This window comes from Fulvivirga lutimaris (genome assembly GCF_009711525.1).
GTDB classification, from domain to species: domain Bacteria; phylum Bacteroidota; class Bacteroidia; order Cytophagales; family Cyclobacteriaceae; genus Fulvivirga; species Fulvivirga lutimaris.
In genome coordinates this window covers 1-9,416 of the sequence record NZ_SMLV01000270.1, presented here as the reverse complement: position 1 = coordinate 9,416, position 9,416 = coordinate 1, and the positions used below count along the sequence as shown (strand labels likewise).

Sequence of the window (9,416 nt, the reverse complement as noted above, 5' to 3'; positions counted from 1 at the left end):
AATTTTATAGTTGTTAAACTAAAAATTAAGTTTTATACTTGCTTTGTATACAATAAAAACTGAATCAATGAAAGAATTAACAAGAGCTGAAGAACAAGTAATGCAAATACTTTGGGTACTCAAAAAAGCATTTGTAAAAGACATTATAGAAAAGATGCCAGAGCCCAAGCCTGCTTACAATACTGTTTCTACCATTGTAAGAATACTTGAGCAAAAAGGTTTTGTGAATCATAAGGCCTACGGTAAGACCCATGAGTACTTCCCTATTGTTGCAAAAGACAACTATAGCAAGTTCTATCTCAACAATTTTCTATCTGGATATTTTGGAGGTTCTTTTCAAAACCTGGTTTCCTTTTTTGCCAAGCAAAATGACATGGATGTTAAGGAGGTAGAAGAACTTTTGAAGCATGTTAAAGGAGATATAAACACAGAAGACAATGAATAATTTTATAACCTATATACTCGAAGTAAATGTATGCATCCTTCTTTTTGGAGCATTGTACTACTTACTGCTTAGAAACGAGACAGACTTTAAGTTTAGAAGGTTTTACCTGATCTCTGCTGCAATAATTGCATTGATGGCTCCCATATTTAAGCTTGGTGCAATGTTGGTAGGTAATGTACAGGTAAACGAACTGCCGATTACAATACTACCCGAGCTCGTTATCGGTGAACAAACTGTGAATGCGCTTGAGATTGAGACCACTACAAATTATTTACAGTATTCTTCTATTGTATACTGGATAATTGCTGGTCTTTTGTTTCAGTACTTCCTGTTTCAGTTGATGCAAGTGGTTTGGTTTACTTTCTCTAAGAAGACCTCAATTAAAAAGGAGAATGGCATTATCTGGATTGAGACTAATGGCACACTGCCTACTTTTTCATTCTTCAATCTCTTGTTTTATGATAACAGTATTGAGCTAACAGCAACTGAGAAGGAAAGAATAGTAAACCATGAATTAGCACACATTAAGCAGAAACACTCATGGGATATCGTTCTGCTCGAAGCATCAAAAATACTTTGCTGGATAAATCCTTTAGCCTGGTACATGCGCAGAGAAATACAGGATATCCACGAATACCTGGCTGATGAGAAAGTAGTAGCTGTAACTAACTCTGAAGAATACAGAAGTCTATTGGCTAAAATGGCCCTTAATCAGGCTCACTTGAGCATTGGCCATCATTTTAATAAATCTAAAACCCTCAAACGAATACAAATGATAACAACAATTAAAGAAAAAGTGAAACGCTGGAAAATGGCTTTAACCCTTCCTGCCCTATTGTCAATGGCCATCATTGTTAGCTGTAATGATGAAGTGATGCAAGATCTTGACACTGTTATGGAAACCGCCAGCCAGATGGAAGTACCAGCCAACCTGACCGATGAATACAAGGGATTAGTTGCTAAATTTCCAACCGCTGACATCGTCTACATGGAGGTTGCCATAGAATCAGAAGAAGAGGTTAAAAACCTTAAAAGCATCGATCCAAAAAGCATTATGAGTATGCATGTGTTTAAGGAGTCTGAGGAGAATAAGCGAATTGGAATGTTCTTAGACAGGTCAGGCAACTTCCAAAAGCTGAAACAACATGATCCAGCGGCAGCTTCAGAAGCATTTACCATTGTTGATGAGCCTGCCGTGCCAGAAGGTGGTTATCAGGCTTACTATGAGCGTATAGCAAAGCGATTAAAATATCCTCAACAAGCACGAAAAGCCGGAGTTCAAGGAAAAGTATATGTCCAGTTCATTGTAAATGAAGTTGGTGAAATTACAGAAGTAACAGCAGTAAAAGGAATTGGAGCTGGTTGCGATCAGGCAGCAATTGATGCGGTGAGCGCTTCAAGCAAATGGTCTGCTCCTCGTCAAAATGGAAAAGCAGTGAAACAAAGGATCATTTTGCCAATTTCTTTTTCGCTGGGTGATGAGGAAGGTAATACCGCCACTTTAAAAATAGGTGACAATGATAATTCAAAGGCCTACAAGCCTATGATGGTTGACCGACTTATTGTAAAAGAAGGCATAATTCATGGCACTGTGACTAATCACCTGGCTAAGCCCTTACCTGGGGTAAACATAGTAGTAAAGGGCACAACTATTGGAACCGTTTCAGACCTTAACGGAAACTTTAAATTGGAGGCTCCAAAAGATGTTGCTGAATTGGAATTTTCATTCGTAGGAATGGAAACTATGGTTCTTAAAATGAATAAATAATTTTTGGTTAATTATTAAATATAGTTGAAATGAAAAAGCAGGCTAATAGCCTGCTTTTTTATGATATAATTTAGAATAACCTTAAAACAAAAAAAGCCGGATTTTATCCAGCCAGCTCGGGAGAGTTTCCCTGTTTTGCGATAGTCTACTTTATACTTGGTCACTAACGCTTAATTCTGCAACGGCATTGCCATTGTTTTGTGATTCAAAGGTAAAAAACACCTCCGGATCTTCCAAATGAAGTTTTTGTTAAGCTAATGAGTGGCTAATGTTACGGGGCGCCTACTAAACCCTAACCTTATCTATACCAATTTGAAGTTTCTCCTGAATGAAGTCCAGCTGCTTCATATCTCCTTTGGTAAGGAACATCAATGAAAGGCCTTTGTTGCCAGCTCTTCCTGTTCTTCCACTTCTGTGAATGTAGTATTCCACCTGATCAGGAAGTTCGTAATGCGCTACAAACGACAAGTCTTTAACATCAATACCTCTGGCTGCAATATCAGTAGCGATCAAAAACTGTAAGCTTTCATTTTTGAAAGCACGCATGATTTTATCACGTTCTTTTTGAAGCAAATCACCATGAATAGCCTCAGCAGATAGGTTTTTGGCAATTAACTGCTTGCCCAAAGTTTTGGCTGCGACTTTAGTTTTACAAAAAATCATGCCTCTATCCTCTTTAGATTCCTTTAGAAATTTCACCAAAGTGTCAAGCTTATCTTCCGCCATAGTGATGGTGTATTGATGAGCAATGTCTTTATTCAAACGATCACTACCAATAGTAACTCTATGCGCATCAGGTGCCATATAATCTTTAATAATGGCCTTAATATCTGGTGGCATGGTAGCAGAAAACAACCAGGTATTGGTCTTTCCAGTAGTATGCTTCAGTATTCTTGTCAGCTCCTTTTTGAAGCCCATGCTTAACATTTCATCAGCCTCATCAAGTACCACAGTCTTCACGAAAGAAAGGTCAATGGCATTCTTCTGAAGCAAGTCAACCAAACGACCGGGGGTTGCCACCACAATTTGTGTTGGCCTTTTTAAGGCTGAAATCTGAGCTTCTATTTTAGCACCACCATAAACGGCTTCAGTAAAGATCTTTTCAGAGTATTTGGTAAACTTGAACAGCTGCTTGGCTACCTGCTGTCCTAATTCCCTTGTAGGGGCCAATACCAGTCCTTGAATATGAGGTGATGATGGGTTAATTCTTGCCAATAATGGCAAACCATAAGCTGCAGTCTTTCCTGTTCCTGTAGGTGCCTGCGCAATAAAATCAGTTCCGGCAGTTAAAAGAAAAGGAATGGATTGTTCCTGAACTGGTGAAGGTTTTTTGATTTTAAGCTCATCTAAAGCTTTGATAAATGGCTGGGAGATTCCTAACGAGGAGAAAGACATAGTTTTATATTTTGCGCAAAGATAGTATTACGCAAGGCTAACTTTCTATTTTTCGAAGTTTAATAGACAAATCTTTCAGTCCGATATGGGTTAAGTCTACTTAAGGTCATCAACAATTATGTCGTCATGCCGGATAAAAACAGCTTTAAATTCTCAAAAACTGTTTTTATCCGGTATCTCATAGAATACGTGAGGAGATCCCGGATAATTTTATTCTTGTCTGGAAACAAAAGAATAAAATTTCCGGGATGACGCTTCGAATCCATTATATTAGCACTCATGGCTAAAAATCAGACACTTAAAGAGCGACTTTACATCATCATTTTTGAGGCAGACACCTTCGCAGGTAAATTGTTTGATGTAGTACTGCTAGTGGCTATATTACTCAGTGTTTTAGCCGTTATGCTGGAAAGCGTGGTGGATATCAAAGTTCACCATGGTGAGCTACTTTATACCATCGAATGGGTATTTACCATCTTATTCTCCCTTGAGTATATCGCGCGTTTGTATGTATCTGAAAAGCCTTTAAGGTATGTTAAAAGCTTCTACGGCATTATTGATTTACTCTCCATTCTCCCAACATTTATAGGTTTGGTAGTGTCAGGTGCCCATTCTTTACTCATCATCAGAAGTATAAGACTGCTCAGAGTGTTTAGGGTATTGAAAATGGTTCGCTATCTTGGTGAAGCGTCATCTCTGATGACCGCTTTAAAAGCCAGCAGAGCTAAAATTATAGTGTTTATAGGGGCTGTGTTTTCTTTAACCGTCATACTGGGCACGATTATGTACCTTATAGAAGGTGGTGAAAATGGCTTTACCAGCATCCCCAGGAGTATCTATTGGGCGGTGGTGACCTTAACCACGGTGGGTTATGGCGATATAGCACCGGGTACCACTTTAGGACAGATTGTGGCCACGGCCATTATGATTTTAGGTTATGGTATAATAGCGGTACCTACCGGAATTGTATCAGCAGAGATTACCTCTCAGAGTAAAAAGCTACAGGAACAGGAAAAGAGCTGTGCACGTTGTGGTGCCATTGGCCATAACGATGCGGCCAGGTACTGCTACCAATGTGGCGAATCTATGTTAAATTCAAAAAAGTAAGCTATGGCATTGACTTTCAGTATATTATACGGATCGGTAAGAGAAAAAAGACAAGGCATAAGGGCGGTAAAATTTATACAAAAGCAAGTGGAAGCCCGTGGCCATAAAGCCATAGTTTTAGATGCCAAGGAGTTACCGCTACCCTTTTTGGATAAAATGTATAAGGAGTTTGATGAAGCTGATGCTCCTGAAAACATGAAGACCATTGCCAATGCGCTTAACGGTTCTGATGCCTTTATAGTGGTGACGGGTGAATATAACCACAGCATACCGCCTGCCTTAAAAAACATGCTGGACCATTTTCAAAAGGAGTACTTCTTTAAGCCAAGCGGTATAGCCGCTTACTCTGCAGGACAGTTTGGTGGCATGCGTGCCGCAGTGCATGTAAGGGCTATTTTAGCCGAGTTGGCCACACCGAGCATTCCAACAATGGCCTCCTATCCTAAAATACAGAAGGTATTGGATGAAAACGGAGAAGCCATTGAAGAGTACTTCATTAAATCCACCAATAAGTTTTTAGATGAGCTGGAGTGGTATGCCGAGGCTTTGAAGCGACAAAGAACTGAGGGGACGCCCTATTGATTTGTTTCGGCTATAAAACCTAGCCGTTATGTCTTTCCGGCCTTGAGCTTGCCTGCGGCAGGCAGGCCGGAATCTTTAACTACCTCTGATTTACTTTTAAGGATAACAAATCCTACGACAAACATTCGACATTACAAATGTCGAATAGCTGGTAACGAACTGTATATGGTGTCGTAGCATCCCGAAGGGTGTTATACACTATACACGTTGTTGTATGCTGTTTTTATTATGATCCCCATTTTTTTAATATTTCATCCGTTATTTCCACTGTTTCACCGTTATCATTATAAACCTTGTATGGTGGTTTAAATTCATTTCCATATTTACTCCATTTTATATTGGTATATAGACTGGATAAGTATTTTAATGGTCTCCATTTTACTTCCAATGACAAAGGTTTTTGCTCTTTTTTAAAATCATCAATTAGATTCGTTATTACCGAAGCTAGTGAAAGTGAAAACTCCTCTATTTCAGATCTGTGTTTTAAGTTTCTGCTTTTAAATCCCTCATTAATTATGGGGTTTTTTCTATTCACCGTGTTTGAGAATTGAACAGATGTGATATAGTCTGTTGAAATTCCATTATAGTCTAGATATTTTATAGAGGTTCTCATTGGTTTGGAGTAAACATTGTCAGAAGGCCGTTCTTCCTCATTAAAAACTTGATTCAATTTCAAACCGTTTTTACCATCTATAAAATCAATTTCTGAAATTGATACTAATAACTGTGCAATCCACCAATCAAAATCAGTTGAGTTAGGGTGGGCTTTACTCAAATCTTTTATGCTTTCTGGAAAATCAACTGTGATAACCTCATTCATATTTTTGATTAGAATTTTTCCATCCGTCAATTCGTAATTATTTATTTCAGACAGTTTTATCCACTTCTCGCCATTATTATATGGAAGTTGTAAGTGTTTTAGTAGTTGTTTTGATTTGATATTAATCAGACGTCCATCATATATCATCAGAAGTTTCCAGAATGTATCAATAGACATTCCTTTCGAGGAATAATCAAGTATCTTTTCCCAAACGAGACTACTTCCTATGCTTAATAAATGTTGCATGTGCCTCCATCCAAATGGAGTATCAAACATTGAATTGTTCTTTAAAGGCTCTCTTGATGGACTTAATTCAGGTTTGATTTTACCACGAACGTCCAAAGTGAAAGGATGTTCAGATGTCGCGGTTGCAGTAATTTCTCCAAGAAACATTTTTACCTCTGTAGCATACTCTACTCTTCCAGGGGCACCACATACTAATATTCCATCCAAACAAATACTATTGTCGTCTCTTGAGTAGTAATTGTATTGCATATTTTTGTTCGATTCCTTTATATGCAAAACATTTTCAAAGTTCGGTTTATCTTTCCAATTCTTAGTGTCAATTAATTCCCATTTAGCTTTCTCGTTTTCTATGGTTGGAATACCATTACTATCTATTAGAAAACTCTGCCTTAAATATCCTTTCAGGTTTGAGTCTACCTTAGATAAATCAATTTCGAAGGTTGTTATCTCTTTAATTTCTGCTTTTTCAAGAAAAGTTCTCTTTTTATCAATAATTGCAGGAATTTCTACTTCTTCTTGTATTCCCTCTATTTCACATTTAGCTTGGATTGGAAATTCTGTGGCAAGCGCAACACCTTTCAATCTTATTACTAGTTTTAAATTATCTGAGAATGGGTCGAAGTATAAGGATTTTTGTCTTTTATGAATTTTTATAGTGGTACCAAATTCTTGCTCAATGTTACCTTCTTTGATGACAATAAGGCCGTTAATACCATTAATCTCTACAAATAATGGTTTCCCTTTTTCCTTACCATGTCCATAGTCTTTTCGAGTATAAATTTCAATCCTATCACCAAACATGAAGCATGACATAAAACCAATACCGAATTGAGAGCAAGGTTCAAAGTCAGCACCTTTTGCCTTTAACTCTGCTCTTTTTCTTTCGAATTCAGGAGAACGATAATAGCTTCTACCCACCTTGCCAAGAAACTGTGTGATGATTGTTTCATCCATTCCACAGCCATTGTCATGGCACTCAAGTATTTCCTCATCATTGTCATCAATGTAATGTCTAAAAGACACTTTTCCTTTCCCCCAAGCCAGGTTCTCTATTGAATAAGAAGCTTTTCTCAGTCTAATAGCGTCCAAAGAATTTTGAAGTAATTCCCTAACAAGTATTGAAGGGCTTTTGTATAAATTGTTAGTGAGTAATAGCTTAACTATTTCATCTCTTGACAAAGAAAATTCAAGATCGTGGTAGATATAAGAATCATTCTTTGGACCTATGCGGCTTCTATCGACATTCTCAGGAATTTCAAGTTTATATTTCTCAACCTCTTTAGGGAACTCTCTTATTTTGCTAGTAACATTATTTAGTCTTCATCTATCCAATTCAGGAAAGAACGTGCTGTTTTTTCATAAGAAGGATGTTCAAAATACATTGTGAACCGTATCCTACTCTTTGAAATTTCCCACCCTTGAACACTTCTATGTTTTTGCCACTCGACAGAACTTATTGGACTAGTAAAATGTATTGATTTGTAAAGTATTTCAGGTGTTCTGTCAGCATCAAAATCCAAAATATCAGCAATTCTTAAAACTAGAGCTAGAAAAACTGAATTGACTTTAAAACTACCAACATTCTCATCAAAGTTAAATCCGTTATTAGATGTAATCCAATCAATTGGTTTAACATGAGAGAGACAGACGTCACTAAGAATAGTCGAAATATTAATTCCATCTATTTGCAGTCGTTTGTCATTTGAATACTTTTTTAATACAAAATCTTTAGACCTTTGTCCATGATTATCTCTCAAATAATCAGTAAGCATTGCAGCTTTAAGCTCTTCAAGCATGCTTGATAATCTAGCTCTTTCGCTTTCCGAAATAGTAGGTGATTCGAATTGTTTTAAGGTGTCCTTATAATTTGGGTGGTCCAGAAACCAGTTGTCTCTATAAATAATGAAATCGTCCTTTTCTTGCAGTTGAATAAAATCTTTGCCTTCAATTAGCATTCCTTGGTCATGTAGGAATGCTGAAAGAATAAGTAAACCAAGTTCAACAGCGTTAAGGCTGCTTATTTGGGAACCTAAAACTTTACCCATAAGCTCCGTTACTCTTAAAAAATGAGCCTTGTCATGGAGGGTATATTCTTGAAAATACTTTGGCAACAGCTTAATTCGATCCGAAGCTTCTTCACAAATATCGGGAAGAGCAGCAATAAATGCCCTTGTCTTGTCGTCTGAAATCTTCTCTAACTCTTTGTAAAGTAAAGTATCTCTAACGTTTTCTATGTTTATTACTTTTGACAATATCAGTTCGATTTAATTGCATACAACGGTCTCGGCTATGAGTAGTTGCGTGGGTTAGCACGTAACTTTGCAAGTACACACCAAACTGAAAATCCGCAAGGATTTTCAGAAGTAGGCGAGAACTAGCAATTACTTATAGCCATTGTTGTAGTGCGTTTTTATTGTGTTTTATTAAACTCTCTATTTGTTAATGATATGTAAGCTAATTCATTTCCTTTTAATTCCTCTCTCTCTTTGAACTTTGTAAAATTCACTTGTTGTTCTGCAATTTCAAAAAATGGTTCAATAGCTTTATCAAATCTTAACCTTAATAGTTCTGACAAACCTTTGGGCAAAGCATTTATAATCGTTTTGAATGTAACGAGCCTTGTACTAATCTTATGTCTTTTTAGTGATTCGGAATATTGATGCGACAGATATTCAATTTTATCTTCAAGTTGATTTAAGCTCATATTTTCAGGTAAATCATTGACCCAGTTTTTTAAAGCAAGTAATTTTAGTTGACTTTCACTATCGCTTTTAAAATCAAAAATTTTTTCCCAAGAAGTACCTTCGCTTGGAAGCGGTATTGACTTATGAATTATGCTATATGCTTTTTCCTTGACCGTGTCAGTCCTCTCAAATGAAGAGACATCATTTAAGTAGGGAACAGTAACAACCGATTCGTTATTGAGATTAACAATTTTAGACCATAGTCGAGTATCTAATTCGTCTATTTGCCAATAAATTTTATCACGTTCCTTCTCATTCTTAATGTCTGGAATTTTGGACTTCAGTTTCATTATATAGTCGGCCATTCCC

Annotated in this window: 8 protein-coding genes; 4 read left to right on the top strand and 4 right to left on the bottom strand. The window is 37.0% G+C overall.

Annotated features, from left to right (window positions below; genetic code table 11):
- The first annotated feature begins 67 nt into the window (after nt 1-67).
- Both E1140_RS04205 and E1140_RS04200 read left to right on the top strand, forming a co-directional pair.
- Nucleotides 68-445 (top strand): BlaI/MecI/CopY family transcriptional regulator, encoded by a 378-nt coding sequence (locus E1140_RS04205; protein WP_155179370.1) that lies wholly within the window; start codon nt 68-70, stop codon nt 443-445.
- Nucleotides 438-2,213, top strand: a complete 1,776-nt coding sequence (locus E1140_RS04200) for a M56 family metallopeptidase (RefSeq protein WP_155179367.1) — start codon at nt 438-440, stop codon at nt 2,211-2,213. Before E1140_RS04205 ends, E1140_RS04200 begins: the two co-directional genes overlap by 8 nt.
- A gap of 285 nt (nt 2,214-2,498) precedes the next feature.
- Here E1140_RS04200 and E1140_RS04195 read toward each other — a convergent pair whose 3' ends face one another.
- Nucleotides 2,499-3,608, bottom strand: coding sequence for a DEAD/DEAH box helicase (locus E1140_RS04195; RefSeq protein ID WP_155179366.1), 1,110 nt, complete (start codon nt 3,606-3,608; stop codon nt 2,499-2,501).
- Between the two features lie 279 nt (nt 3,609-3,887).
- Here E1140_RS04195 and E1140_RS04190 point away from each other — a divergent pair, with 279 nt between their 5' ends.
- Both E1140_RS04190 and E1140_RS04185 read left to right on the top strand, forming a co-directional pair.
- Nucleotides 3,888-4,715 (top strand): ion transporter, encoded by an 828-nt coding sequence (locus tag E1140_RS04190; RefSeq protein WP_155179364.1) that lies wholly within the window; start codon nt 3,888-3,890, stop codon nt 4,713-4,715.
- 3 nt (nt 4,716-4,718) lie between these two features.
- Complete coding sequence (locus E1140_RS04185; protein ID WP_155179363.1) at nt 4,719-5,297, top strand: NADPH-dependent FMN reductase; 579 nt, start codon at nt 4,719-4,721, stop codon at nt 5,295-5,297.
- Nucleotides 5,298-5,523: 226 nt separating this feature from the next.
- Here the strand turns inward: E1140_RS04185 and E1140_RS04180 are convergent, their stop codons facing one another.
- The 3 genes from E1140_RS04180 to E1140_RS04170 all read right to left on the bottom strand — a co-directional run.
- Nucleotides 5,524-7,542 (bottom strand): ATP-binding protein, encoded by a 2,019-nt coding sequence (locus E1140_RS04180; protein WP_155179362.1) that lies wholly within the window; start codon nt 7,540-7,542, stop codon nt 5,524-5,526.
- 134 nt (nt 7,543-7,676) lie between these two features.
- Complete coding sequence (locus tag E1140_RS04175; protein ID WP_155179361.1) at nt 7,677-8,615, bottom strand: HD domain-containing protein; 939 nt, start codon at nt 8,613-8,615, stop codon at nt 7,677-7,679.
- 158 nt (nt 8,616-8,773) lie between these two features.
- On the bottom strand, nt 8,774-9,416 hold a 643-nt coding region (locus tag E1140_RS04170; protein WP_221412626.1), incomplete at its 5' end, for a hypothetical protein.

What these genes read in the sequence shown, in the direction of transcription:
- E1140_RS04205 (WP_155179370.1), top strand. Translation starts at nt 68, where the DNA reads ATGAAAGAATTAACAAGAGCTGAAGAACAAGTAATGCAAATACTTTGG.
- E1140_RS04200 (WP_155179367.1), top strand. Translation starts at nt 438, where the DNA reads ATGAATAATTTTATAACCTATATACTCGAAGTAAATGTATGCATCCTT.
- E1140_RS04195 (WP_155179366.1), bottom strand. Translation starts at nt 3,608, where the DNA reads ATGTCTTTCTCCTCGTTAGGAATCTCCCAGCCATTTATCAAAGCTTTA.
- E1140_RS04190 (WP_155179364.1), top strand. Translation starts at nt 3,888, where the DNA reads ATGGCTAAAAATCAGACACTTAAAGAGCGACTTTACATCATCATTTTT.
- E1140_RS04185 (WP_155179363.1), top strand. Translation starts at nt 4,719, where the DNA reads ATGGCATTGACTTTCAGTATATTATACGGATCGGTAAGAGAAAAAAGA.